Source organism: Streptomyces cinnamoneus (assembly GCF_014650495.1).
GTDB lineage: Bacteria > Actinomycetota > Actinomycetes > Streptomycetales > Streptomycetaceae > Streptomyces > Streptomyces cinnamoneus.
Genome location: NZ_BMVB01000007.1, coordinates 280,875 through 306,083 on the forward strand (window position 1 = coordinate 280,875; position 25,209 = coordinate 306,083).

A 25,209-nucleotide genomic window follows, 5' to 3' on the forward strand; every position below is an offset into this window, starting at 1 on the left:
CTGCTTATGTAATTGGCCGGTTAACGTGCAGACATGAACGAGAATGTCCGCCTCACTGCCTGGGTCCGTGGCCATGTGCAGGGCGTTGGTTTCCGTTGGTTCACTCGGGCCAACGCATTGCGCATCGGTGAACTCATCGGCTTCGCCTCGAACCTCTCGGACGGCCGGGTCCAGGTCGTCGCCGAGGGCCCCCGCCAGGGATGCGAACAACTGCTCGACTGGCTGCGGCAGGGCGACACGCCCGGCCGCGTGGACGGCGTCACCGAGATCTGGGACACACCCAAGGGCGGCTACGACGGCTTCGAGATCCGCTGACCGTACGACCCTGAAATCGCATTCCGGCTCGATTTCCGCGAGGGGCCGGTGACGCCCGGCATCGGGCGCATATGTTCCTGGCATATGCGCCCGATGGAAATTGCCTGATGGTTGCCAACTCGGCCGCATCGTGCAAGGCTGCCTCTCAACGGATGATCTCTACGCCCCCTCGGGCCCCGGGTGCGGAATGCGGCGCGGATTACCTCGCGCGCACCCCCGGGACGCCTGCGGATACGGGGTGTGATCGTGTTGACCGTCAAACCATTTGGTGAGACTCTGGAAGCCCCGCGCACCTTAGCTGTTTGGCATTGAAACACCGCAGTAGTGATGGCAGACACCGCGGGTGCGAATCCCTCACGACCCACACCGCTTCGGTCGGTCACTCAGTGTGGAGGACCATCCATCATGGCAAAGGCGCTTCTCGGTTACGTCGGCGGCTCCGACCCCCGAGTCCTCTCCGAGATGCGACGGCTCCAGCAGCGTGTCCAGGACCTCGAATCCGAGCTCATCCGGATGCAGGCCGAGAACGACGCGCTGACTGCCGCCGCTCACCACGGTGACTCGCTGCTCGACAGCATCGACGTAACCAAGGCGGAGCCTGCGCTCGCCTGATCGTGCCTGCCCCCGGGGGGTCACGGTCGGGCTGCCCTGTCAGCCGCTAGAGAGTTGCAGTTGCAAGGGACGCTTCGGCGTCCCTTCGTCGTATCCCGGCGAATCCGCCAGAATTCCCCCGTCGCCTCCTCACGGATGTAGTGCCCGGCACCTCCCAGGGTGAAACCGAGATGAACGGTAGAGTCCTCCCGCGTGCACCTCAAGAGCCTGACCCTGCGCGGGTTCAAATCCTTCGCCTCCGCCACGACCCTGCGCTTCGAACCCGGCATCACCTGTGTCGTGGGCCCCAACGGTTCCGGGAAGTCCAACGTCGTCGACGCCCTTTCCTGGGTGATGGGCGAGCAGGGCGCCAAGTCGCTGCGCGGCGGCAAGATGGAGGACGTCATCTTCGCCGGGACGACCGGCCGGGCCCCGCTCGGCCGCGCCGAGGTCTCCCTGACGATCGACAACTCCGACGGTGCCCTCCCCATCGACTACGCCGAGGTCACCATCACGCGGATCATGTTCCGCAACGGCGGCAGCGAGTACCAGCTCAACGGTGACACCTGCCGGCTCCTCGACATCCAGGAACTGCTCTCCGACTCCGGCATCGGCCGCGAGATGCACGTCATCGTCGGCCAGGGACAGCTCGACTCCGTCCTGCACGCCGACCCCACGGGCCGCCGCGCGTTCATCGAGGAGGCCGCCGGCGTCCTCAAGCACCGCAAGCGCAAGGAGAAGGCGCTGCGGAAGCTCGACGCGATGAAGGCCAACCTCGCCAGGGTCCAGGACCTCACCGACGAGCTCCGCCGCCAGCTCAAGCCGCTCGGCCGGCAGGCCGCCGTGGCCCGCCGCGCCGCCGTCATCCAGGCGGACCTGCGCGACGCCCGGCTCCGGCTGCTCGCCGACGACCTCGTCGCCCTCCGCGAGGCCCTGCGCTCCGAGATCGCCGACGAGGCCGCCCTCAAGGCCCGCAAGGAGGCCGCCGAGGCCGAGCTGCGCGCCGCGGCCCAGCGCGAGGCGGCACTGGAGGAACAGGTCCGCGAGCTCACCCCGCGCCTCGCCGCGGCCCAGCAGACCTGGTACGAACTCTCGCGCCTGGCCGAGCGCGTGCGCGGCACCATCAGCCTGGCCGACGCCCGCGTCACCAGCGCCACCACCGCCCCGGCCGAGGAGCGGCGCGGCCGCGACCCCGAGGACCTCGAACGCGAGGCCGCCCGCATCCGCGAACAGGAAGCGGAGCTCGAAGCCGCCCTGGAGGCCGCCGGCCGCGCCCTGGAGGACACCGCCGAGCACCGCGCCGACCTCGAACGCCGCCTCGCCGAGGAGGAGCGCCGCCTCCGCGACGCCGCCCGCGCCGTCGCCGACCGCCGCGAACACCTCGCCCGCCTGCACGGCCAGGTCACCGCCGCCCGCGGCCGGGCCGCCTCCGCCGAGGCGGAGATCGGCCGTCTCGCGGCCGCCCGCGACGAGGCGGCCGAGCGCGCGGCCGCCGCCCAGGAGGAGTACGAGCACCTGCAGGCCGAGGCCGACGGCGCCGACGCGGGCGACGCCGAGCTGACCGCCCGTCACGACCGGGCCAAGGCGTCCCTCGCCGCCGCCGAGGCCGCCCGCGACGCCGCCCGCGAGGAGGCGGCCGACGCCGAGCGCCACCGCGCGGCGATCACCGCCCGTCACGACGCCCTCGCCCTCGGCCTGCGCCGCAAGGACGGCACGGGCGCCCTGCTGTCGGCGAAGGAACGATTGGGCGGACTCCTCGGCCCCGCCGCGGAACTCCTCTCCGTCACCCCCGGTTACGAACTTCCCGTCGCCGCCGCCCTGGGCGCCGCCGCCGACGCGCTCGCCGTGACCGGCCCCGCGGCCGCCGCCGAGGCACTGCGCCTGCTGAAGAAGGAGGACGCCGGCCGCGCCGTCCTCCTGCTGACCGGCGCCCCGGACGACGGCGCCGACGAGACGGCCCCGCCCGGCCCCTTCCCGGCCGCCGCCGCACTCGTCCGCGCCCCGCTGGACCTGCAGGGGGCCGTCCACAGGCTGCTGCGCGGCATCGTCGTCGTCGACACCCTCGAAGACGCCGAACACCTCGTCACCGCGCATCCCGCGCTGACCGCCGTCACCGCCGAGGGCGACCTCCTCGGCGCGCACCACGCCCAGGGCGGCTCCGCCGGAGCCCCCAGCCTCATCGAGACGCAGGCGGCGGTCGACGAGGCGGCAGCCGAACTCACCCGCCTCGCCGCCCACTGCGCCGAACGGGCCGCGGCCCGGCACGAGGCCGAGGAGCACCGCGCCCGCTGCGCCGCGCTCGTCGAGGAGCTGTCGGCCGGCCGCAGCGCCGCCGACCGCGAGAAGTCCCGGGCCGCCCAGGCGCTCGGCCGGCTCGCCGGACAGGCCCGCGCCGCCGCGGGCGAGGCCGAGCGAACGGCCGCCGCCGCCGAACGAGCCCGGGAAGCCCTGGTCCGTGCCACCGAGGAGGCCGAAGAACTCGCCGAACGGCTGGCCGCCGCCACCGAACGCGCCCTCGACGAGGGCGCCGACGAGCCCGACACCTCCGTGCGCGACCGCCTCGCCGCCGACGGGGCCAACGCCCGCCAGACCGAGATGGAGGCGCGGCTGCAGGTCCGTACGCACGAGGAGCGCGTGAAGGCACTCGCGGGCCGCGCCGACGCCCTCGACCGGGCGGCGCAGACCGAGCGCGAGGCTCGCCGGCGCGCCGAGCAGCGCCGCACCCGGCTGCGCCACGAGGCCCAGGTGGCGACGGCCGTCGCCGCCGGGGCCCGCCAGCTGCTGGCCCACGTCGAGGTGTCGCTGGTGCGCGCCGACGAGGAGCGGACGGCCGCCGAGGCCGCCAAGGCCGGGCGCGAACGCGAGCTGACCGAGGGCCGCAACCGGGCCCGCGACCTCAAGGCGGAGCTGGACAAGCTCACGGACTCCGTCCACCGCGGCGAAGTGCTGGGCGCGGAGAAGCGGCTGCGCATCGAACAGCTGGAGGCGAAGGCCCTCGAAGAACTGGGCGTCGAACCCACCGCCCTGATCGCCGAGTACGGCCCCGACCAGCCCGTACCCCCCTCGCCCCCCGCCGAGGGCGAGGAGCTGCCCGACGACCCGGACCACCCCCGCAACCGCCCGGTGCCCTACGAGCGGGCCGCCCAGGAGAAGCGCCTGAAGGCTGCCGAACGGGCCTACCAGCAGCTCGGCAAGGTCAACCCCCTCGCCCTGGAGGAGTTCGCGGCGCTGGAGGAGCGCCACCAGTTCCTCTCCGAGCAGCTCGAAGACCTCAAGAAGACCCGTGCGGACCTCCTGCAGGTGGTCAAGGACGTCGACAAGCGGGTGGAGGAGGTCTTCACCGCGGCGTACCACGACACGGCCCGCGAGTTCGAGGGCGTCTTCTCCCGCCTCTTCCCCGGCGGCGAGGGCCGCCTGGTCCTCACCGACCCCGAGGACATGCTGGCCACCGGCGTGGACGTCGAGGCCCGCCCGCCGGGCAAGAAGGTCAAGCGCCTCTCGCTCCTGTCCGGCGGCGAACGCTCGCTGACGGCGGTTGCCCTGCTCGTCGCGATCTTCAAGGCCCGTCCGAGCCCGTTCTACGTCATGGACGAGGTCGAGGCGGCTCTGGACGACACCAACCTCCAGCGCCTGATCGGGATCATGAAGGAGCTCCAGGAGAGCTCCCAGCTCATCGTGATCACGCACCAGAAGCGCACGATGGAGGTGGCCGACGCGCTCTACGGAGTGTCGATGCAGGGCGACGGAGTGTCGAAGGTGATCAGTCAGCGCCTCAACTGACCAAGATCACTTCAAGTATTGAACTCAAACTCCTGGCCCTCGTGGGAGAAACCTCATCGTCGTTCTCTATTGACTTCGGAAAATGAAGACGTAGGGTCTCCCACGTTGCTTACGCCTTCAAGTGGTGGGCGCTTTGATCTTGTGCCCCACTGGAATGGCCACCCCCCACCCCGGCAACGTGGCCGGGTCCCAGGAGTACACGTTGACCAGCACTGCGACGGCGCAGGGTGCCGAGGGCCGCAAGGCCCAACCGGACCACCTCGGCCATGTCATCTTCATCACCGCGGCCGCGGCCATGGGTGGCTTCCTCTTCGGCTACGACAGCTCCGTGATCAACGGCGCCGTCGAGGGCATCCGCGGGAAGTACGACATCGGTTCGGCCGCCCTCGCGCAGGTCATCGCCATCGCGCTGATCGGCTGCGCCATCGGTGCCGCCACGGCCGGCAAGCTGGCCGACCGCATCGGCCGCATCCGCGTCATGCAGATCTCCGCGACGCTCTTCACCATCAGCGCCGTCGGTTCGGCCCTGCCCTTCTCGCTCTACGACCTCGCCTTCTGGCGCGTCCTGGGCGGCATGGCCATCGGCATGGCCTCGGTCATCGGCCCGGCCTACATCGCCGAGGTCTCCCCGCCCGCCTACCGCGGCCGTCTCGGCGCGTTCCAGCAGGCCGCGATCGTCATCGGCATCGCCATCTCGCAGCTGGTCAACTGGGGCATCCTCAACGTCGCCGACGGTGACCAGCGCGGCAAGGTCATGGGCATCGAGGCATGGCAGGTCATGCTCGGCGTCATGGTGATCCCGGCCGTCCTCTACGGCCTGCTCTCCTTCGCGATCCCCGAGTCGCCCCGCTTCCTGATCTCCGTCGGCAAGACCGACAAGGCCAAGAAGGTCCTGGCCGACGTCGAGGGCCACACCGTCGACCTCGACAAGCGCGTCGCCGAGATCGAGCTCGCCATGAAGAGCGAGCAGAAGTCCACCTTCAAGGACCTGCTCGGCGGCCGCTTCGGCCTGCTGCCGATCGTCTGGGTCGGCATCGGCCTCTCCGTCTTCCAGCAGTTCGTCGGCATCAACGTCGCGTTCTACTACTCCTCGACGCTGTGGCAGTCGGTGGGCGTGAACCCGGAGAGCTCGTTCTTCTACAGCTTCACCACGTCGATCATCAACATCGTCGGTACCGTGATCGCGATGGTCCTGGTCGACCGCATCGGCCGCAAGCCGCTCGCCCTCGTCGGCTCCATCGGCATGGCGCTCTCCCTGGCCCTCGAAGCCTGGGCCTTCGCCTCCAAGACCGCCGACGGCACCCTGCCGACCACCCAGGGCACGGTCGCCCTGGTCGCGGCCCACGCCTTCGTGCTCTTCTTCGCCCTCTCCTGGGGCGTCGTGGTCTGGGTCTTCCTCGGCGAGATGTTCCCCAACCGCATCCGCGCCGCGGCGCTCGGCGTGGCCGCCTCCGCCCAGTGGGTCGCGAACTGGGCCATCACGGCCAGCTTCCCGAGCCTGGCGGACTGGAACCTCTCCGGCGCGTACGTGATCTACACGGTCTTCGCCGTGCTCTCGATCCCCTTCGTGCTCAAGTACGTGAAGGAGACCAAGGGCAAGGCGCTGGAGGAGATGGGCTAACCCCCCCCGCCGCCCGTCCCCTCCAAAGGGCGCTGCCCCCGGCTACGGCCGGGGGCAGCGCCCTTTTCGTACGGGGGTCGCAGGCCCTGCCGGGCTGGGCCGGTATCGCCTTGCGCGACCCGTACGTGGCGGTGGCTGCGCGCCGCGGTTGCATTTGCGCCCGCCTTCCCCCAGCTACCGCTGGGAGGTGCCCCAGCCCTGCGGAACGATGGCACGCAAACGGACGGGAGGGGCCGGGGTGGGGTGAGCCCTGACAGGGGGCGTAAAGCGTTATTTGCGGCGACGGAGACGGCACGTCAACGCGCTGCAGGGGCCGTAGATAATGCACCCCCAGAAGGGCCCGCCCCACCCCGGCCCCGGCACCACGACGGCGCTGCGGCGGGCAAACGAAAGAGGGCCCCCGCGCAGGGGGCCCTCTCACCGTTCAGCAGGACGGAACTACGCCGCCACCTTCTCGCGCTCGGTGCGCTCCGCGACCTGGGCCGCCTCTTCGCGAGGCGTCGGCAGCACCGCCATGATCGCCGCCGAGATGGCGATCGTCGCCGCCCAGCCGAGCCCGTACTTGCCGACGAACGTCGACGCCAGCGGCCCCGTGAACCAGTCGCACTTCGTGAAGCAGATACCGGCCGCCAGCGCCACGGTCCACGCCGTCATCGCCTGCCAGCAGAAGCCGCCCACGTACCAGTACCGGCTCGTGCGGCCCGTGTCCATGAGCGCCTCCGCGTCGTACCGCACGGCCCGCGACTTCCGCCGCGCCATGTCGACCGCGTACACGCCGATCCACGCCGAGAACGAGACGGCCAGCAGGATCAGGAAGGTGATGAAGGAGCTCAGGAAGCTCTTCGCGACGAGCATCAGCAGCAGACCGCCCACCAGCGAGATGACGGCGTTGATGCTCACGGCCATGGCCCGCGGCAGCTTGACGCCCATCGTCTGGGCGGTGAAGCCGGCCGAGTACATCGACAGGCTGTTGATCAGCAGCATGCCCACGATCGCGGTCACCAGGTACGGCACCGCCAGCCACGTCGGCAGGATGTCGCCCAGGAAGGAGACGGGGTCCGGCGCATCGGCCAGCCCGGGCGTGGCGACGGCCATCACGGCACCCATGAGCACCATCGGCACCATGACCAGACCCGCACCGGAGACCGTCGCACCGACGATCTTCTTGCCGGAGGCGGCGTGCGGCAGGTACCGCGCGAAGTCCGGCCCGGTCGGCACCCAGCTGATGCCACCGGCGGCGATGGTCCCGATGCCGGCGATCATCATCGCCGTCGTGCCGGCCGGCTTCGAGAAGACGTCGTCCCACTTGATGTGGGTGATCAGGTAGCCGAGCACCAGCACGCTGAAGATGCCGAAGAGGTACGTCGACCACTGGTTGCAGACGTTGAGCGCCTTGCGTCCCATGCCGCTCACCAGGAAGGTGCAGGCCACGAAGACGAACAGCGTGATGACGATCAGCACGTTGTTGCTCTTCACGCCGAAGAGCAGGTCGAGGACGGTGAGCACGGCGTACGCGCCCGTCACGGCGTTGATCGTCTCCCACCCGAAGCGGGCGACCCACAGGATCGCCCCGGGGAAGAGGTTGCCGCGTACACCGAACGTGGCGCGCGAGAGCATCGCGCCGGGCGCACCGCCCCACTTGCCGGAGACGGACAGCACACCGACGAGGCCGAAGGACACGAGCGCCGCGCACGCCGCGACGATCAGGACCTGCCAGAAGTTCAGCGCGTTGAAGACCACCAGCGCCGCGCCCATGGTGAGCAGCAGCACACTGATGTTGGCGGCGACCCAGGTCGGGAAGAGCTCCCGGACCCGGCCGTGCCGCTCGTGATCGGGGACGGGCTCGATGCCGCGGGTTTCTATCGCACTCGCGCCGGCCGCGTCGGCGGTACCGGTCGCGTCGGGGGTGCTGGACACGTTGGCGCCGTCGGCAGCGTTGTCCGTCATGGGGGCCATATCGGGGGCTCCGTGCAGGGTGAAGCAGGGCGGGGCCTGGGCAGAAAGGGACGTTGGGACTCTACGCGCGTCGCGCGAGCCCACGCCATCGTACTTTGATCTAACTTTGGCCGGTTAGTGCCGTTGGTCCTTGGAGCAAGGCACAACAAGACACCAACGGACGCCCTGCGACCTGCGGCGTCACGGCACTGCGGCGCTCCGCCGCCGAGGTGTCCGATACTGGGTGCGTTATGGACATCGTCATCCTTGCTGTAGTCATCGCTGTGGTCGCGCTCGGCGCGATCAGCGGGCTCGTGGTCAGCAGCCGCAAGAAGAAGCAGCTGCCCCCCGCTCCGCCGAGCAGCCCGTCTGTCACCGCGCCGCCCGCCGAGCCGCACGTCGGCGAGGAGGCCGAGACCCCGCGCGCCGAGGCGCGCCGCACCGTAGAAGAAGTAGAGCTCCCCGAAGCTCCCGCCCCGGCCCCGGTCGCCGAGGAGAGCGCGCCGGCCGTCGAGCCGGAGACCGCGGCCGAGGCCGCCGCCCCGGCCGAGCCGGAGATCGAGGTCCCGGAGCCCACCGCCGGCCGTCTCGTGCGCCTGCGCGCCCGGCTCTCCCGTTCCCAGAACTCCCTCGGCAAGGGTCTGCTGACCCTGCTGTCCCGTGAGCACCTCGACGAGGACACCTGGGAGGAGATCGAGGACACCCTCCTCACCGCCGACGTCGGCGTCGCGCCGACGCAGGAGCTGGTCGAGCGGCTGCGCGAGCGCGTGAAGGTGCTCGGCACGCGCACCCCCGAGGAACTGCGCGCCCTGCTCCGCGAGGAGCTGCTGACGCTCATCGGCACCGACTTCGACCGCAGCGTCCACACCGAGCCGGGCGTGGGCGTGAACGGCGAGGAGAAGCCCGGCGTCGTCATGGTCGTCGGCGTCAACGGCACCGGCAAGACCACCACCACGGGCAAGCTGGCCCGCGTCCTCGTGGCCGACGGCAAGTCCGTCGTCCTGGGCGCGGCCGACACCTTCCGCGCCGCCGCTGCCGACCAGCTCCAGACCTGGGGCGAGCGCGTCGGTGCCCGGACGGTCCGCGGCCCCGAGGGCGGCGACCCGGCGTCGATCGCCTTCGACGCGGTCAAGGAGGGCATCGCCGAGAACGCGGACGTCGTGCTCGTCGACACCGCCGGCCGACTGCACACCAAGACGGGCCTCATGGACGAGCTCGGCAAGGTCAAGCGCGTCGTGGAGAAGCACGGCTCGGTCGACGAGGTGCTGCTGGTGCTCGACGCCACCACCGGTCAGAACGGCCTCGTGCAGGCGCGCGTCTTCGCCGAGGTCGTGAACATCACCGGCATCGTCCTCACCAAGCTGGACGGCACCGCCAAGGGCGGCATCGTCGTCGCGGTCCAGCGCGAACTGGGCGTTCCGGTGAAGCTCGTGGGCCTGGGCGAGGGCGCGGACGACCTCGCGCCGTTCGAGCCGGAGGCGTTCGTCGACGCCCTGATCGGCGAGTAACCCCGCACGGGCCGTCCGGCCGGAGAAAGGGCCCGCGTCGCAGGTGCAGCTGCGACGCGGGCCCTTTCGCATGCGACGGCTCCCGGGCGCGTCGTATACGACGACGCCGCGAAGGGGCCGCGGGCCCCGGCGCCGCGCCGGGGCCCGCGGCCCCGCACTGCGCGGGGCCGTGCCAGGGGCGGCGGCTCACCCGGCGGCGGCCCGGTGGCAGACGTAGGCCAGGGTGCCCAGCAGCAGCCGCGCCTCGGGGGGCCGCCCCGCGGTGTCCAGGGCGGGCGGCAGCAGCCACCGCATGGGCCCGAGGCCCGCGAAGTCGGACGGCGGTGCCGTGATGTGGTCGCCGTGACCCAGCCCCCGCAGGTCGAGCCGGGCGTCGTCCCAGCCCATCCGGTACAGCAGCTGGGGGAGTTCCGCGGCGGCGCCGGGGGCGACGAAGAACAGCGCACGGCCGTGCGGGGTGAGCGCCACCGGCCCCAGCGGCACCCCCATGCGCTCCAGCCGTGCCAGTGCGTGCCGGCCGGCGGCCTCGGAGACCTCCAGCGCGTCGAACGAGCGTCCCGTCGGCAGCAGGACGGCCGCCCCCGGGACCTCCGCCCAGGCGGCCGCCGCCTCGTCCAGCGTGGAGCCCGCCTTGACGGGCGGGGCGAAGGAGAGCGGGTGCGCGCCGGGGGAGGGGCAGGCGGCGACGCCGCACGAGCAGGTGACGCGGCCGCCGCGCGAGGCCCGCGCGCCGGGGACCACGTCCCACCCCCACAGCCCGGTGTACTCCGCGACCGTCGTCACGGCCTCGGACGCGCGGCCTCGACGCCGAGAGCCGGAGCGCAGATCCCGGATGCCGCCGATAGTGAAGCCCATGCCCCCTCCAACGGGTCGTGCTCGCGGATGGTTACGTGTCGGAGTGTCTCGGACACGGACCGTCGCGGACCTCTGTCGCGGGACGGCGCGACGGTGCGCAAGAGGTGGTGCGGCAGGGGCCGTGCGCCGTGGCGCACATCCCTTCACCTTCCCGCTGGTTTCCGCGCGTTCGTTCCGTGTCAAGTCAATCGCGAAGCGGGAGGAAGGAGTTCATTCGTTGGGGTGGCGAATGGTGGCGTTTACTGGACTGCTCTCGCCCGACCGGTGATCGTAGGATTACTTTCGGTACATGAACCCCGCCGGACAAGCGGCCGCAGTGCACACGCACGGCAACGACACACGCAGGGCAATGCACGCGCACGAGCACGACAGGCTGTTGGCGGTTCGCACGCAGACGTGCGGGTGCACGCATGGATGTGGATGCACGTATGGATGCAGGCGCTTGGCTGCGCAGCTGCAGAGTTTCGGATGGGGGCGTTCCCGTGGGCGGCAGTGTCAGTGATGCCGAGGGTGCCGACATGGCTGATGGCGCGGCGGAGGAGTCCGGGGACGCGACGGGCGACAAGCCGCTCGACAAGTCCGCCGACAAAGCCGAGAAGCGCCCCAACGGACAGCTGAATTCGTGGTTCCTGCGCAGCGGATGGTCGAAGGGCGAACTGGCGCGGCAAGTGAACCGCCGGGCCCGGCAATTGGGCGCCCATCACATCAGCACGGACACCTCGCGGGTGCGCCGCTGGCTGGACGGCGAACAGCCGCGCGAGCCGATCCCGAAGATCTTGTCCGAGCTGTTCTCCGAGCGCTTCGGCTGTGTCGTCGGCGTCGAGGACATCGGCCTGCGGGCCGCGCACCAGTCGCCCTCCGTGTCGGGGGTCGACCTGCCGTGGGCGGCCCCGCAGACCGTCGAGCTGCTCAGCGAGTTCTCCCGCAGCGACCTGATGCTGGCGCGCCGGGGCTTCCTCGGCACCTCCCTGGCGCTGGCCGCCGGGCCCTCCCTGATCGAGCCCATGCAGCGCTGGCTGGTCCCCGGCCCCGCGGGCCGGGACGCCGCGGGCGCCGCCGACCGCGACCGCCCCCGGCGGTCGCGGCTGTCCGGACCCGAGCTGGAGCTGCTGGAGTCCACGGCCGTGATGTTCCGGCAGTGGGACGCCCAGTGCGGCGGCGGCCTGCGCCGCAAGGCCGTGGTCGGGCAGCTCCACGAGGTCACCGACCTGCTGCAGGAGCCCCAGCCCGAGGACATCTCGCGACGGCTCTTCCAGGTCGCCGCCGAGCTCGCCCAGCTCGCGGGCTGGATGAGCTACGACATCGGCCTGCACCCCACCGCCCAGAAGTACTTCGTGCTGGCCCTGCACGCCGCCAAGGAGGCCGGCAACCGCCCCCTGGGCTCGTACATCCTCTCCAGCATGAGCCGTCAGATGATCCACCTCGGCCGCCCCGACGACGCCCTGGAGCTCATCCACCTCGGCCAGTACGGTTCGCGGGAGACGGCCACCCCGCGGACCCAGGCCATGTTGTATGCGATGGAGGCCCGCGCGTACGCCAACATGGGCCAGCCCGCCAAGGTCAAGCGCGCGGTGAGCATGGCCGAGGACTGCTTCGGCGACTGCGAGTCCGGTGACGGCGACCCCGACTGGATCCGCTTCTTCTCCGAGGCCGAGCTGAACGCCGAGAACGCCCACTCCTTCCGCGACCTCGCCTACGTGGCCGGCCGCAGCCCCACCTACGCCTCGCTGGCACGCCCCAAGATGGAGCGGGCCGTCGAGCTCTTCGCACAGGACAACGAGCACCAGCGCTCCTACGCCCTCAACCTCATCGGCATGGCCACCGTGCACCTGCTGGAACGCGAGCCGGAGGAATCCACCGTCCTCGCCGGACAGGCACTGCGCATCGCCAAGCAGGTCCGCTCCGAGCGGGTGAACAACCGCCTGCGCAAGACGGTCGACAACGCCGTGCGCGAATTCGGCGACGTCGCCGAGGTGATGATGCTGACCGAGCAACTCGCCGTCCACCTGCCGGAATCGGCGGAGGCCGTCCAAGCGGTCTGACCCGAACCGGCCCCCCTACCCGGCCGCGGCGCCCCTCCCGTACCGCCCGACTCGGCCCCCCACGCCAGTCACACAGGAGGATCGCCGCGGCCGGCCTCTGCCGCCCGGATCCGGTAAGGCTCCGGTGAGGATCCGGTGAGGGTAGCGGCGCGATCGCCTCCGGATCGGCAGTTCACCCCGCCGTAACGCACCCGTCTCCTTCGTCACCGCCGCGAAACAACCCGTAGCGCTGGCCGAAACCGCGTTGCGCGAGCCTCAAGGCGACACCGGCCCACTGGGAAACCGGCCCGCACGGGGGCCTGGGCCGCGGCCGCGAGGAGACATCGACATTGAATGGCGCAGATACCGCATTCGTATTGATCAGTGCCGCGCTCGTGATGCTGATGACACCGGCCCTGGCCTTCTTCTACGGCGGCATGGTGCGGGTCAAGAGCGCGCTCAACATGCTGATGATGTCGTTCATCTCGCTCGGCATCGTCAGCGTCCTGTGGGTGCTCTTCGGCTACTCCCTCGCCTTCGGTGACGACGTCGGCGCCGGCCTCCTGGGCAACCTCGACCACATCGGCTTCAAGGGCATCACCCCCGAGACGCTCACCGGCGGCAAGGAAGGCATTCCGGTCCTCGCCTTCGCCCTCTTCCAGCTGATGTTCGCCGTCATCACCCCCGCCCTGATGAGCGGCGCCCTGGCGGACCGCGTGAAGTTCAGCGCCTGGGCGCTGTTCATCACGCTCTGGGTGTCGGTCGTCTACTTCCCCGTCGCCCACTGGGTCTGGCAGGCCGACGGCTGGCTCTTCAAGCTCAAGGTGATCGACTTCGCCGGCGGCACGGCCGTCCACATCAACGCGGGCATCGGTGCCCTCGCCGCCGTCCTCGTCGTCGGCAAGCGCATCGGCTTCAAGAAGGACCCCATGCGTCCGCACAGCCTGCCCCTGGTGATGCTCGGCGCCGGACTGCTGTGGTTCGGCTGGTTCGGCTTCAACGCCGGCTCCGCCCTCGCCGCCAACGGCACCGCCGCGAACATGGCCATGAACACCCAGGTCGCCACCGGCGCCGCCATGCTCGGCTGGCTCGCCTACGAGCGCATCCGGCACGGCGCGTTCACCACTCTCGGCGCCGCCTCCGGCGCCGTCGCCGGACTGGTCGCCATCACCCCCTCCGGCGCCGCCGTCAACGCCTTCGGCGCGATCCTCATCGGCCTCGTCGCCGGAGCCGTCTGCTCCTGGGCCGTCGGCCTGAAGTTCAAGCTCGGCTTCGACGACTCCCTCGACGTGGTCGGCGTCCACCTCGTCGGCGGCGTCATCGGCACCCTCCTCGTCGGCCTGCTGGCCACCGACGGCGTCGGCGGCCTGACCCAGCTCGGCCGCCAGGCGGCCGGCGCCTTCTCGGTGATGGCCTACTCCTTCGCCGTCTCCTGGGCCCTTGCCAAGCTCACCGACAAGCTGATCGGCTTCCGGGCGAGCGAGGAGGACGAGCTCAGCGGCATCGACCAGGCGTTCCACGCCGAGACCGCCTACGACTTCAGTGCGGTCGGCGGCGCCGCGGCCGCCCGCGGCACGTCCGCCCACGCCGAGCAGCAGATTCGGAACAAGAAGGTGGACGCATGAAGCTCATCACCGCGGTCGTCAAGCCGCACCGGTTCGAGGACGTCAAGAAGGCGCTGCAGTCCTTCGGCGTCAAGGGCCTGACCGTCACTCAGGCCAGCGGCTACGGCCGCCAGCGCGGCCACACCGAGGTCTACCGCGGCGCCGAGTACGAGATCGACCTCGTACCGAAGATCCGCATCGAGGTCCTCGCCGAGGACGACGACGCCGACGACGTCATCGACGTCATCGTCGCCGCCGCCCGCACCGACAAGATCGGCGACGGCAAGGTGTGGGTCGTCCCCGTCGAGACGGTGGTGCGCGTCCGCACCGACGAGCGCGGCGCCGACGCGCTCTGACCGGGCGCAACGCCCACGGGGGAGCAACGCCCAGGGGGGGCACGGAGAGCCGGAAGAGCCGGAGAGCCGCAAGGCACCGGAAACCTCGGGAAAAGGGGCCCTGACATGACGCAGACCGCCGCCACCGCCACCGACCCCGGGCCCAGCGGCTACGCGGCGGCCCGGCTGCGCCTCCTCCACGAGGAGTCCCTCTCCGGCCCGCCGCTGCGCACCGGGCTCGCCCGCCTCACCGACCGGTGGCTCGGCGGCCTCCTCGGCGACGCCCGGGGCGTCGCGCTCGTCGCCGTCGGCGGCTACGGGCGCGGCGAGCTCTCCCCGCGCAGCGACCTCGACGTCCTCCTGCTGCACGACGGCCGGACCGGCGCCCCCGGCATCGCCGCCCTCGCCGACCGCGTCTGGTACCCCGTATGGGACATGGGCCTCGCCCTGGACCACTCCGTCCGCACCCCCGCCGAGGCGCGCAAGACCGCGGCCGCCGACCTCAAGGTGCACCTGGGCCTGCTCGACGCCCGTCACCTCGCCGGCGACCCCGCCCTCACCACCGCCCTGCGCGGCGCCGCCTACGAGGACTGGCGCGCCCAGGCCCCGGACCGCCTGCCCGAACTGCGCGAGCTGTGCGAGGAACGCGCCCGCCGCCAGGGCGAGCTGCGCTTCCTGCTCGAACCCGACCTCAAGGAAGCGCGCGGCGGACTGCGCGACGCCACCGCCCTGCGCGCCGTCGCCGCGTCCTGGCTCGCCGACGCCCCCCGCGAGGGCCTCGAAGACGCCCGCTCCCTGCTCCTGGACACCCGCGACGCCCTCCACCTCGCCACCGGCCGCGCCAGCGACCGGCTGGCCCTCCAGGAGCAGGACCAGGTCGCCGCCCGGCTCGGCCTCGCCGACGCCGACGCCCTGCTGCGCGGCGTGTACGAGGCCGCCCGCACCGTCTCCTACGCCGCCGACGTCACCTGGCGCGAGGTGGGCAGGGTGTTGCGGTCCCGCTCCGGACGGCCCCGGCTGCGCCGCATCCTCGGCGGCCGCGGAGGCCGCGGGGGCTTCGTCGAGCCCGAGCGGGTCCCGCTCGCGGAGGGCGTCGTCGAGCAGGACGGCGAGGTCGTGCTCGCCCGGACCGCCCGGCCCGACCGCGACCCCGTCCTGCCCCTGCGCGCGGCCGCCGCGGCCGCACGGACGGGGCTGCCGCTCTCCCGGCACGCCGTGCGGCGCATGGCGGGCGCGCCGCCGCTGCCGGTGCCCTGGCCCGCCGAGGCCCGTGAACAGCTCGTCACCCTCCTCGGCGCGGGCGAGCCCACCGTGGCCGTCTGGGAAGCCCTGGAGGCCGAAGGCGTCGTCTCCCGGCTGCTGCCCGAATGGGAGCACGTGCGCTGCCGCCCGCAGCGCAACGCCGTGCACCGCTGGACCGTCGACCGGCACCTGGTCGAGACGGCCGTCCGGGCCTCCTCCCTCACCCGCGGCGTCGGCCGCCCGGACCTGCTGCTCGTCGCCGCCCTGCTGCACGACCTCGGCAAGGGCCGGCCCGGCGACCACAGCGAGACGGGTGCGGCGCTCGCCCGCGACATCGCGCCCCGGCTCGGCTTCGACGCCGCCGACACGGGCGTCCTCGTCACGCTCGTCCGCCACCACCTGCTGCTCGCCGAGACGGCCACCCGCCGGGACCTCGACGACCCCGGCACGATCCGTACGGTCACGGACGCCGTCGGGTCGGCCGGCGCGCTGGAGCTGCTGCACGCCCTCACCGAGGCCGACGGCCTCGCCACCGGCCCGGCGGCCTGGAGCGGCTGGCGGGCCGGCCTGGTGGCCGAGCTGGTCCGCCGCGCCGCCGCCGCGATGGCGGGGGAGCCGGTGCCCGGCCGTACGGAGCCGGCGCCGCCGACGCCCGCGGAGGAACGGCTGACGGCCGAGGCCGAGCGCACGGCGGGACCGGTGGTGGCGCTGGACCCGCCCCCCGGTCCGGCGGCCGAGGAGACGGTCGCGCTGACCGTCGCGGTCCCCGACCAGCCCGGCGTCCTGCCCGCCACCGCCGGCGTCCTGGCCCTGCACCGCCTCACGGTCCGGGCGGCGGAGCTGCGGGCCGTGGGCGGCACGCTCCTGCTGAACTGGCGGGTGGCGGCCGAGTACGGCTCCCCGCCGGAGGCGGCCCTCCTGCGGGGCGACCTCGTCCGCGCCCTGGACGGCACCCTCGACATCGCGGGCCGCCTGGCCGAGCGCGAGGCCGCGTACGGCAGGCGCCGCCGCGGCGCCGTCCACGCCCCGGCGCGGGTCACGGTCGCCGGCGGCGGCTCCCGGAACGCGACGGTGCTGGAGGTCCGTGCCCAGGACGCCCCGGGCCTGCTGCACCGCATCGGGCGGGCCCTGGAGGACGCCGGGGTGTGGGTGCGCAGCGCGCACGTGAGCACGATGGGGGCGAGCGCGGTCGACGCCTTCTACGTGACGGGTCCCGAGGGGGCACCGCTGGCGGACGGGGTGGCACTGGAGGTGGCCCGGAAGGTGCAGGAGTCGCTGGGCGGCTGACCGGATCGTGGAGGGGCGGATACCCTTGGGGGTCAGCTGCCGCCCCGACTCCGACAGAAGGATCCGCGACCACCGTGTTCGATACCCTCTCCGATCGCCTTGCAGCGACTTTCAAGACCCTGCGGGGCAAAGGCCGCTTGAGCGAAGCGGACATCGACGCCACGGCGCGCGAGATCCGTATCGCCCTCCTTGAGGCCGACGTGGCCCTGCCCGTCGTCCGGGCCTTCATCAAGCAGGTCAAGGAGCGCGCCCTCGGCTCGGAGGTCTCGAAGGCGCTCAACCCGGCGCAGCAGATCATCAAGATCGTCAACGAGGAGCTCATCGGCATCCTCGGCGGCGAGACCCGCCGGCTGCGCTTCGCCAAGACCGCGCCGACCGTCATCATGCTCGCCGGTCTGCAGGGTGCCGGTAAGACCACGCTCGCCGGAAAGCTCGGCAGCTGGCTGAAGGCGCAGGGCCACAGCCCGCTGCTCGTCGCCTGCGACCTGCAGCGCCCCAACGCCGTCAACCAGCTCTCGGTCGTCGCCGAGCGCGCCGGCGTCGGCGTGTACGCGCCGCAGCCGGGCAACGGCGTGGGCGACCCGGTGCAGGTCGCCAAGGACTCGATCGAGTTCGCCCGCACCAAGCAGTACGACATCGTCATCGTCGACACCGCCGGCCGCCTCGGCATCGACGCCGAGATGATGCAGCAGGCCGCGGACATCCGCGACGAGGTGCGTCCCGACGAGATCCTCTTCGTCGTCGACGCCATGATCGGTCAGGACGCGGTCAACACCGCCGAGGCGTTCCGCGACGGCGTCGGCTTCGACGGCGTCGTGCTCTCCAAGCTCGACGGCGACGCCCGCGGTGGTGCCGCGCTGTCGGTCGCGCACGTGACCGGCAAGCAGATCATGTTCGCCTCCAACGGCGAGAAGCTGGACGACTTCGACGCGTTCCACCCGGACCGCATGGCGTCCCGCATCCTCGGTATGGGCGACATGCTCAGCCTCATCGAGAAGGCCGAGCAGACCTTCAGCCAGGACGAGGCCGAGAAGATGGCGGCCAAGCTGGCGAAGGGGCCGAAGGAGTTCACGCTCGACGACTTCCTGTCCCAGATGGAGCAGGTCCGCAAGATGGGCAGCATCTCCAAGCTGCTCGGCATGCTCCCCGGCATGGGCCAGATCAAGGACCAGATCAACAACCTCGACGAGCGCGACGTCGACCGCACCGCCGCGATCATCAAGTCGATGACCCCGGCCGAGCGCCAGGACCCGACGATCATCAACGGCTCGCGCCGGGCCCGCATCGCCAAGGGTTCGGGCGTCGACGTCAGCGCCGTCAAGAACCTGGTCGAGCGGTTCTTCGAGGCCCGCAAGATGATGTCGCGCATGGCGCAGGGCGGCGGCATGCCGGGCATGCCGGGCCTGCCGGGCATGGGCGGCGGCGCAGCGCGCAAGAAGAAGCAGGTCAAGCAGGGCAAGGGCAAGCGTCAGTCGGGCAACCCGATGAAGCGCAAGGCCGAGGAGCAGGCCGCGGCCGCCCGCCGCGAGCAGGCCCAGGCCGCCAACCCGCTGGGCCTGCCGCCCGGCCAGGCCGGCCAGGACTTCGAACTGCCCGACGAGTTCAAGAAGTTCATGGGCTGATCCGGTTCACCGGTTCAGCCACGCGAAAGCCCCCCGGCGCCGGCCGGGGGGCTTTCGTGCGTACGGCTACACCCGCGCTATCAGGTAGCGGAACACGTTGGGCATCCACACCGTGCCGTCGCCCCGCAGGTACGGGTGGAGCGCCTCGGTGAGCTCCTTGACGACCTGCTCCTCGTCCGTGGCGCGGGCGGCCGCGTCGAAGGCGCCCGTGGAGAGCAGGCCGCGCACCGCGCTGGTGAGGTCGGCGTAGCCGTACGGGCAGGCGACCCGGCCCGAGCCGTCGGGGGCGAGCCCGGCCTCGCGGGCGAGGTTCTCCAGGTCGTCGCGGCCGCTGGGGCGCCAGCGGGCCGGGGCGCACATGGGGTCGGCCAGGCGCGCGGCCACCCGGAACGCTCCCGCCGCCGCGCAGCGCTCCTGCGGGCCCCAGCCGGCGAGGACGACGGGCGAGCCGGGCTCGGCGCAGGCGGCCGCGCCGGCCAGGGCCTGCGCCAGGCCGCGCGAGCCGGCGCCCGCACTGAAGAGCGGGTCGAAGGCGGTGATGAGGGTGAAGGCGGGGCCGTCGGGGCCGCGGACGGTCTCGGGGCCGCCGAGGCCGAGGCGGGTGCCGTTGCCGGGGGCGCCCTCGGGCAGGAGGCGCTCCCGGGCCAGCTCCAGCCGGCGGGCGTCGCGGTCGACGCCGCAGACCGTGGCGCCGCGGGCGGCGGCCATCAGCAGGGCCAGGCCGGAGCCGCAGCCGAGGCTGAGCAGGCGGGTGCCGGGGCCGGCCTCCAGGCGCTCGTACACCGCTTCGTAGAGCGGCACCAGCATCCGTTCCTGGATTTCCGCCCAGTCGCGGGCCCGTGAAGCGGGCGAGGTCGGGGACGGCCGGTGCCGCCGCACGAGCGTTGGTGTCATCGAATGCGCCCCAATCCGCCGGGTGAGGTGTCCTGGTCCTGATCCGTGGTTCCGCCCCCATGAGTGCTGCCGAGTGCTCTGAGAGTGCTGCCGGTGCCGCTGCCCGTGCGTGGTCCGTGCGTCGTTCACGCCGTGGCGAAGAACCCCCCGATGCCAGAAAACTCCGCTTCCGCCCGCGAGTCCAGGGGGAGGGCGCGAGAAGGTGCCCGTATGCCCACGATGGCATGTGCCGGGCGTCATCGCACGAAATGGAACCGGCTGCGGACGGGCGGCCGGAAAGGACGGTCCGGCCGGGAAGGCGGGGTTGCGAGTGGACGGATTCACACTCGGCCTGACGGGCCCCGTACCATTCGCAGCATGGCAAAGGCTCCCATTCTCACCCCCCAGGCGGAAGACTTCCCGCGCTGGTACCAGGACTTGATCAACAAGGCCGAGCTGGCCGACAACGGCCCGGTGCGCGGCACCATGGTCATCCGACCGTACGGCTATGGGCTCTGGGAGCGGATGCAGCAGGAGATGGACGCCCGCATCAAGGACGCGGGCGCCTCCAACGCGTACTTCCCCCTCTTCATTCCGCAGTCCTACCTGACGAAGGAGGCGGAGCACGTCGAGGGCTTCGCCCCCGAGCTGGCGGTCGTCACGCACGGCGGCGGCAAGGAGCTGGAGGAGCCGGTCGTCGTCCGGCCGACGTCCGAGACGATCATCAACGAGTACTTCTCGAAGTGGGTGCAGAGCTACCGCGACCTGCCCCTGCTGATCAACCAGTGGGCGAACGTCGTCCGTTGGGAGATGCGTCCGCGCGTCTTTCTCCGCACGAGTGAATTCCTCTGGCAGGAGGGCCACACCGCCCACGCCACGTACGAGGACGCCCGCGACTACGCGGCCCGTATCCACCGCGACGTCTACTACGACTTCATGGTGAACGTCCTCGGCATCGACGTCGTGCTCGGCCGCAAGACGCCCAAGGAGCGATTCGCCGGCGCGATCAACACGCTCACGCTCGAAGGCATGATGGGCGACGGCAAGGCCCTGCAGATGGGCACCAGCCACGAGCTCGGCCAGAACTTCGCCAAGGCGTTCAACACCTCGTACCTGTCGAAGGGCGGGCAGCAGGAGCTGGTCTGGCAGACCTCCTGGGGCGTCTCGACCCGTATGGTCGGCGGTCTGATCATGTCGCACGGCGACGACAGCGGCCTGCGCGTCCCGCCGCGCCTCGCGCCCGTCCAGGCCGTGGTCCTGGCGATCAAGGGCGACGAGGCCGTGCTGGCCAAGGTCCGCGAGATCGGCGACGTGCTGAAGGCGGCCGGCGTGCGCGTGCAGGTCGACGACCGCACCGACACCCCCTTCGGCCGCCGCGCGGTGGACTGGGAGCTCAAGGGCGTGCCCGTCCGCATCGAGATCGGCCCGCGCGACCTGGAGAACGGCACGGCCATGCTGGCCCGCCGCATTCCGGGCGGCAAGGAGCCGGTGCGCATCGACGAGCTGGCCGCGCTGCTGCCCAAGGTCCTGGAGGAGGACCAGGCGCAGCTGCTGCGCGAGTCGCGCGAGCGCCGTGAGTCCCGCACGACGGACGTGAAGACCATCGAGGAGGCCGCCGAGGCGGCCGCCGCCGGCGGCTGGGCCCGCATCCCGTGGGCGACGCTGGGCGCCGAGGGCGAGGCCAAGCTCGCCGAGCAGGCCGTGACCGTGCGCTGCCTGGTGGCCGAGGACGGCTCCGTGCCGGAGTCGGACGACGCCCCGGGCGCCGTCGCCATCGTCGCGCGCGCCTACTGACCCATCTGCCCCCGGGTGTGCGCTCCGGCGCACACCCGGGGGTTTTGTGCGCGGGGCGTGCACCGGCGCCCGGAGGGATCGTCCGACTTACTGATGCGTCAGTACGTCCCACCTTGCGAACTGGTGCACGGCTCATCCGCCTTCTCCGCAGTTCTGCGCACCCGCCCTCCTCAGGACGTATGAGGCGGGAAACTGACTGGTACGTGCAAATTATTTGGGATGGCCCGGTATCGGAACACCGGGCTGTCCCTGCTCGTTGTCACGACGTGAGCACGACACCACCTGTTCTCGCCGCAGAGCTGGCGCAGGCGTGGGCCGACATTCAGCGGTTCCACCCCGAGCTGCCGGATCTTGCCGCGCCCGAATCATTGATCGGGGAGTCGTCGTCCGCCTGCGGCGCCGAGCTCTCCTTCGAAAGGCTGCTGCACGAGGCAGTGCACGGCATCGCGGCCGCCCGCGGTGTCCGGGACACCTCACGCGCCGGCCGCTATCACAACCGCCGGTTCCTGGCGATCGCCGAGGAGCTGGGGCTCGACCACAGCGATGAGCCGCATCCCAGCAGCGGGTTCTCGCTCGTCGTGCTCAACGCGGAGGCGCGCAAGCGCTACCGTCCGACGATCGACAGACTGCAGCGTGCCCTGAAGGCGCACACGGTCGCCACCACCGCCGACACCTCGCGCACCTTCCGCGGGCCGGCGGCGCGGCACGGCTCGTCCGGCGGCGGGGTGCGGGTGAAGGCGGTGTGCGAGTGCGGGCGCAACGTGCGCGTCGTCCCCTCGGTCCTCGCCCAGGCGCCGATCATGTGCGGGGGCTGCGGCCAGCCGTTCCGGATCCCCGAGGCCGTCTCGGTCGGCTGAGCGCGGCGGGTTCCCGCCGCGGTTCGGCGGGCTCGTGGTGGTGTGGCACAATGAGTGGCTGTACTCGACAGTCGCATAGGACCCCTCTCTCCTCCGGCTGACGCGTCCATCGGGCACCCCGAGTACCGCAAACCCCACGTGGCATCTCGTTGTGCCCCACCACGTCAAGACCAGGAGACACCACTCCAGTGGCAGTCAAGATCAAGCTGAAGCGTCTGGGCAAGATCCGTTCGCCTCACTACCGCATCGTCGTCGCCGACTCCCGTACCCGCCGTGACGGCCGGGCCATCGAGGAGATCGGTCTGTACCACCCGGTGCAGAACCCCTCGCGCATCGAGGTCGACAGCGACCGTGTCCAGTACTGGCTGGGTGTCGGCGCGCAGCCGACCGAGCCCGTCATGGCCATCCTCAAGGTCACCGGCGACTGGCAGAAGTTCAAGGGCCTGCCGGCCCCGGCCCCGATGCTCGTTGCCGAGCCGAAGGCCGACAAGAGCGGTCTGTTCGACGCCGCCGTGAGCGCCGTCGGCGACGCGAAGGGTGAGGCCATCACCCCCAAGGCGAAGAAGTCGGAGAAGAAGGACGAGGCCGAGGCGGCCGAGTCCTCTGAGTCGACCGAGGCCTGAGGATGCTCGAGGAGGCCCTTGAGCACCTCGTAAAGGGCATCGTCGACAACCCCGACGACGTGCAGGTCGCCTCGCGCAACCTGCGCCGCGGGCGCGTGCTGGAGGTCCGGGTGCACCCCGACGACCTCGGCAAGGTGATCGGCCGCAACGGCCGCACCGCGCGCGCACTGCGCACCGTCGTGGGCGCCCTCGGCGGCCGTGGCATCCGTGTCGACCTCGTCGATGTGGACCAGGTCCGCTGAGAAGCGACAGAGCACCGGCACGGGCCGGGAAGGGTTTCCCTTCCCGGCCCGTTGTTGCGTTCGTACGGCTGTTGTGTTCGTACGGCCGTGTTCATTCAAGAAGCGTGTGAGAAGGAATGAGTAGCGTGCAGCTCGTAGTCGGCAGGATCGGCCGCGCCCACGGCATCAAGGGCGAGGTCACCGTTGAGGTCCGCACGGACGAGCCCGAGCTGCGGCTCGGGCCCGGGGCCGTGCTGGCCACGGACCCCGCGGGCGTGGGACCGCTGACCATCGAGACCGGCCGCGTGCACAGCGGACGGCTGCTGCTGCGCTTCGCCGGCGTCGGCGACCGCACGGCCGCGGAGGCGCTGCGCAACACGCTGCTGATCGCCGAGGTCGACCCGGACGAGACCCCCGAGGACCCGGAGGAGTTCTACGACCACCAGCTGATGGACCTCGACGTCGTCACCGTCGACGGCACGGTCGTCGGCCGGATCGCGGAGATCTCCCACCTGCCGTCGCAGGACCTGCTGATCGTCGAGCGCCCCGACGGCAGCGAGGTGATGATCCCCTTCGTCGGCGAGATCGTCACGGAGATCGACCTGGAGGAGCAGCGGGCGGTCGTCGACCCGCCGCGCGGCCTTCTCGACAGCGCGGAGGCCGAGGTGGCGAGCTCCCGCGACGCCGACGAATCCGGCGAGCAGGGCTCCGGCGCCGGAGCGGACGCCGGGGCGGACGCCGGGCAGGACGCCGGGCAGGGCTCCGCGCGGGGCGAGGGTGACGTCTGATGCGCCTCGACGTCGTCACGATCTTCCCCGAGTACCTCGAACCGCTGAACGTCTCGCTCGTCGGCAAGGCCCGGGCCCGCGGCCGGCTGGACGTGCGCATCCACGACCTGCGGGAGTGGACGCACGACAAGCACAACACGGTCGACGACACGCCGTACGGCGGCGGCCCCGGCATGGTCATGAAGCCCGAGCCCTGGGGCGAGGCGCTGGACTCGATCATCGAATCCGGTGAGGAGGGCGCGCGCCCGGTCGTCGTCGTGCCCACGCCCAGCGGCAAGCCGTTCACGCAGGCGCTCGCCGTCGAGCTGTCCGAGCAGCCCTGGCTGGTCTTCACCCCCGCCCGCTACGAGGGCATCGACCGCCGCGTCATCGAGGAGTACGGCGACCGCCTCGACGTGCGCGAGGTGTCCATCGGCGACTACGTCCTGGCCGGCGGCGAGGCCCCGGTCCTGGTCATGGTCGAGGCCATCGCCCGGCTGCTGCCCGGCGTGCTCGGCAACGCCGAATCGCACCGCGACGACTCCTTCGCCCCCGGCGCCATGGCCGACCTGCTCGAAGGGCCCGTCTACACCAAGCCGCCGGAGTGGCGCGGCCGCGGCATCCCGGACGTCCTGCTCAGCGGTCACCACGGGAAGATCGCCCGGTGGCGCCGCGACGAGGCGTTCCGCCGTACGACCGCCAACCGGCCGGACCTGATCGAGCGGGCCGACCCGGCCGCCTTCGACAAGAAGGACCGCGAGATGCTCTCGATCCTGGGCTGGGGCCCGGGCGAGGACGGCCGATTTGGGCGTACGGCCCCGGACGTGGAAGAATAAGCCGTTGCCGTCCGCCCGGCGCACGCCCCTGCCACAGGGGGAACGACGTCCGCCCGGCGCACCGGCACCATCCCCACTTCGGCACGAATTCCGCTGATGACCTGTGGCATCGGCGAGGAAGCAGACGCACATGTCCTCCCTGCTCGACAACGTCAACGGCGCCTCCCTGCGCACCGACGTCCCGGCCTTCCGCCCCGGCGACACCGTGAACGTCCACGTTCGCGTCATCGAGGGCAACCGCTCCCGCATCCAGCAGTTCAAGGGTGTCGTCATCCGCCGTCAGGGCGCGGGCGTCAGCGAGACCTTCACGGTCCGCAAGGTCTCCTTCTCCGTCGGCGTCGAGCGCACCTTCCCGGTGCACAGCCCGATCTTCGAGAAGATCGAGCTCGTGACCCGCGGTGACGTCCGTCGCGCCAAGCTGTACTACCTCCGTGAGCTCCGCGGCAAGGCCGCGAAGATCAAGGAGAAGCGCGACAACTGAGCTTCTCGCCGGAGTCCCGGACCGGCCGGATAGGCTTTCGG

Annotated in this window: 20 protein-coding genes; 17 read left to right on the forward strand and 3 right to left on the reverse strand. The window is 71.7% G+C overall.

All coding sequences use genetic code 11. The features are described from left to right. Positions 1-33: 33 nt before the first annotated feature. The 4 genes from IE182_RS13325 (at position 34) to IE182_RS13340 (ending at position 6,307) form a co-directional block, all read left to right on the forward strand. Positions 34-315 (forward strand): acylphosphatase, encoded by a 282-nt coding sequence (locus IE182_RS13325; RefSeq protein WP_190109980.1) that lies wholly within the window; start codon positions 34-36, stop codon positions 313-315. Positions 316-720: 405 nt separating this feature from the next. Further along, positions 721-927 (forward strand): hypothetical protein, encoded by a 207-nt coding sequence (locus IE182_RS13330; protein WP_190109981.1) that lies wholly within the window; start codon positions 721-723, stop codon positions 925-927. 192 nt (positions 928-1,119) lie between these two features. Continuing rightward, positions 1,120-4,686 (forward strand): chromosome segregation protein SMC, encoded by a 3,567-nt coding sequence (gene smc, locus IE182_RS13335; RefSeq protein ID WP_190109982.1) that lies wholly within the window; start codon positions 1,120-1,122, stop codon positions 4,684-4,686. A gap of 121 nt (positions 4,687-4,807) precedes the next feature. Then, the gene (locus tag IE182_RS13340; protein ID WP_373303550.1) at positions 4,808-6,307 is read left to right on the forward strand and encodes a sugar porter family MFS transporter; all 1,500 of its coding nucleotides are present in this window, start codon (positions 4,808-4,810) and stop codon (positions 6,305-6,307) included. A 438-nt stretch (positions 6,308-6,745) separates the two neighbouring features. On the opposite strand, the gene IE182_RS13345 is transcribed toward IE182_RS13340, so the two are convergent. After that, entirely contained in the window at positions 6,746-8,263 is a 1,518-nt protein-coding gene (locus tag IE182_RS13345) for a purine-cytosine permease family protein (RefSeq protein ID WP_229844774.1), read from the reverse strand. A gap of 230 nt (positions 8,264-8,493) precedes the next feature. Between IE182_RS13345 and ftsY the strand changes: the two genes are divergently transcribed. Then, on the forward strand, positions 8,494-9,750 hold the full coding sequence (gene ftsY / locus IE182_RS13350) for a signal recognition particle-docking protein FtsY (protein WP_190109984.1): 1,257 nt from the start codon (positions 8,494-8,496) through the stop codon (positions 9,748-9,750). Positions 9,751-9,936: 186 nt separating this feature from the next. Here ftsY and IE182_RS13355 read toward each other — a convergent pair whose 3' ends face one another. After that, entirely contained in the window at positions 9,937-10,605 is a 669-nt protein-coding gene (locus IE182_RS13355; RefSeq protein WP_190109985.1) for a bifunctional DNA primase/polymerase, read from the reverse strand. 518 nt (positions 10,606-11,123) lie between these two features. Here IE182_RS13355 and nsdA point away from each other — a divergent pair. The 5 genes from nsdA (at position 11,124) to ffh (ending at position 18,716) form a co-directional block, all read left to right on the forward strand. Further along, positions 11,124-12,647 (forward strand): transcriptional repressor NsdA, encoded by a 1,524-nt coding sequence (gene nsdA, locus IE182_RS13360; protein WP_229844776.1) that lies wholly within the window; start codon positions 11,124-11,126, stop codon positions 12,645-12,647. A gap of 329 nt (positions 12,648-12,976) precedes the next feature. Then, positions 12,977-14,251 (forward strand): ammonium transporter, encoded by a 1,275-nt coding sequence (locus IE182_RS13365; protein WP_190109986.1) that lies wholly within the window; start codon positions 12,977-12,979, stop codon positions 14,249-14,251. Then, positions 14,248-14,586: a P-II family nitrogen regulator gene (locus tag IE182_RS13370; RefSeq protein ID WP_190109987.1), complete on the forward strand. Its 339-nt coding sequence runs from the start codon at positions 14,248-14,250 to the stop codon at positions 14,584-14,586. Before IE182_RS13365 ends, IE182_RS13370 begins: the two co-directional genes overlap by 4 nt. Positions 14,587-14,691: 105 nt before the next feature. After that, positions 14,692-17,094 carry a [protein-PII] uridylyltransferase gene (locus IE182_RS13375; RefSeq protein WP_190109988.1) on the forward strand — a complete coding sequence of 801 codons (2,403 nt, stop codon included), beginning with the start codon at positions 14,692-14,694 and terminating at the stop codon, positions 17,092-17,094. A gap of 74 nt (positions 17,095-17,168) precedes the next feature. Then, positions 17,169-18,716, forward strand: a complete 1,548-nt coding sequence (gene ffh / locus IE182_RS13380) for a signal recognition particle protein (protein WP_190109989.1) — start codon at positions 17,169-17,171, stop codon at positions 18,714-18,716. 66 nt (positions 18,717-18,782) lie between these two features. On the opposite strand, the gene IE182_RS13385 is transcribed toward ffh, so the two are convergent. Further along, positions 18,783-19,610 carry a class I SAM-dependent methyltransferase gene (locus IE182_RS13385; protein ID WP_190109990.1) on the reverse strand — a complete coding sequence of 276 codons (828 nt, stop codon included), beginning with the start codon at positions 19,608-19,610 and terminating at the stop codon, positions 18,783-18,785. Between the two features lie 357 nt (positions 19,611-19,967). Between IE182_RS13385 and proS the strand changes: the two genes are divergently transcribed. From proS to rplS, 7 genes are all read left to right on the forward strand, one after another. Next, positions 19,968-21,383 carry a proline--tRNA ligase gene (gene proS / locus IE182_RS13390; protein ID WP_190109991.1) on the forward strand — a complete coding sequence of 472 codons (1,416 nt, stop codon included), beginning with the start codon at positions 19,968-19,970 and terminating at the stop codon, positions 21,381-21,383. A gap of 266 nt (positions 21,384-21,649) precedes the next feature. After that, a complete protein-coding gene (locus IE182_RS13395; protein ID WP_190109992.1) occupies positions 21,650-22,240 on the forward strand; it encodes a hypothetical protein in 591 nt (196 codons plus the stop codon). 188 nt (positions 22,241-22,428) lie between these two features. Next, positions 22,429-22,863, forward strand: coding sequence for a 30S ribosomal protein S16 (rpsP, locus tag IE182_RS13400; protein WP_190109993.1), 435 nt, complete (start codon positions 22,429-22,431; stop codon positions 22,861-22,863). Positions 22,864-22,865: 2 nt separating this feature from the next. Next, the gene (locus tag IE182_RS13405) at positions 22,866-23,105 is read left to right on the forward strand and encodes an RNA-binding protein (RefSeq protein WP_030267150.1); all 240 of its coding nucleotides are present in this window, start codon (positions 22,866-22,868) and stop codon (positions 23,103-23,105) included. Between the two features lie 125 nt (positions 23,106-23,230). Next, positions 23,231-23,872: a ribosome maturation factor RimM gene (gene rimM, locus IE182_RS13410; RefSeq protein WP_190109994.1), complete on the forward strand. Its 642-nt coding sequence runs from the start codon at positions 23,231-23,233 to the stop codon at positions 23,870-23,872. Then, the gene (gene trmD, locus IE182_RS13415; protein ID WP_190109995.1) at positions 23,872-24,687 is read left to right on the forward strand and encodes a tRNA (guanosine(37)-N1)-methyltransferase TrmD; all 816 of its coding nucleotides are present in this window, start codon (positions 23,872-23,874) and stop codon (positions 24,685-24,687) included. Before rimM ends, trmD begins: the two co-directional genes overlap by 1 nt. A gap of 130 nt (positions 24,688-24,817) precedes the next feature. After that, the gene (gene rplS, locus IE182_RS13420; RefSeq protein WP_071961628.1) at positions 24,818-25,168 is read left to right on the forward strand and encodes a 50S ribosomal protein L19; all 351 of its coding nucleotides are present in this window, start codon (positions 24,818-24,820) and stop codon (positions 25,166-25,168) included. Positions 25,169-25,209: the final 41 nt, after the last annotated feature.

Bases quoted from the DNA above. Each gene is read 5' to 3' on its own strand.
- IE182_RS13325 (WP_190109980.1), top strand. From the start codon at position 34: ATGAACGAGAATGTCCGCCTCACTGCCTGGGTCCGTGGCCATGTGCAG.
- IE182_RS13330 (WP_190109981.1), top strand. From the start codon at position 721: ATGGCAAAGGCGCTTCTCGGTTACGTCGGCGGCTCCGACCCCCGAGTC.
- IE182_RS13345 (WP_229844774.1), bottom strand. From the start codon at position 8,263: ATGGCCCCCATGACGGACAACGCTGCCGACGGCGCCAACGTGTCCAGC.
- ftsY (WP_190109984.1), top strand. From the start codon at position 8,494: ATGGACATCGTCATCCTTGCTGTAGTCATCGCTGTGGTCGCGCTCGGC.
- IE182_RS13355 (WP_190109985.1), bottom strand. From the start codon at position 10,605: ATGGGCTTCACTATCGGCGGCATCCGGGATCTGCGCTCCGGCTCTCGG.
- nsdA (WP_229844776.1), top strand. From the start codon at position 11,124: ATGGCTGATGGCGCGGCGGAGGAGTCCGGGGACGCGACGGGCGACAAG.
- IE182_RS13370 (WP_190109987.1), top strand. From the start codon at position 14,248: ATGAAGCTCATCACCGCGGTCGTCAAGCCGCACCGGTTCGAGGACGTC.
- IE182_RS13375 (WP_190109988.1), top strand. From the start codon at position 14,692: ATGACGCAGACCGCCGCCACCGCCACCGACCCCGGGCCCAGCGGCTAC.
- IE182_RS13385 (WP_190109990.1), bottom strand. From the start codon at position 19,610: ATGACACCAACGCTCGTGCGGCGGCACCGGCCGTCCCCGACCTCGCCC.
- proS (WP_190109991.1), top strand. From the start codon at position 19,968: ATGGCAAAGGCTCCCATTCTCACCCCCCAGGCGGAAGACTTCCCGCGC.
- IE182_RS13405 (WP_030267150.1), top strand. From the start codon at position 22,866: ATGCTCGAGGAGGCCCTTGAGCACCTCGTAAAGGGCATCGTCGACAAC.
- trmD (WP_190109995.1), top strand. From the start codon at position 23,872: ATGCGCCTCGACGTCGTCACGATCTTCCCCGAGTACCTCGAACCGCTG.
- rplS (WP_071961628.1), top strand. From the start codon at position 24,818: ATGTCCTCCCTGCTCGACAACGTCAACGGCGCCTCCCTGCGCACCGAC.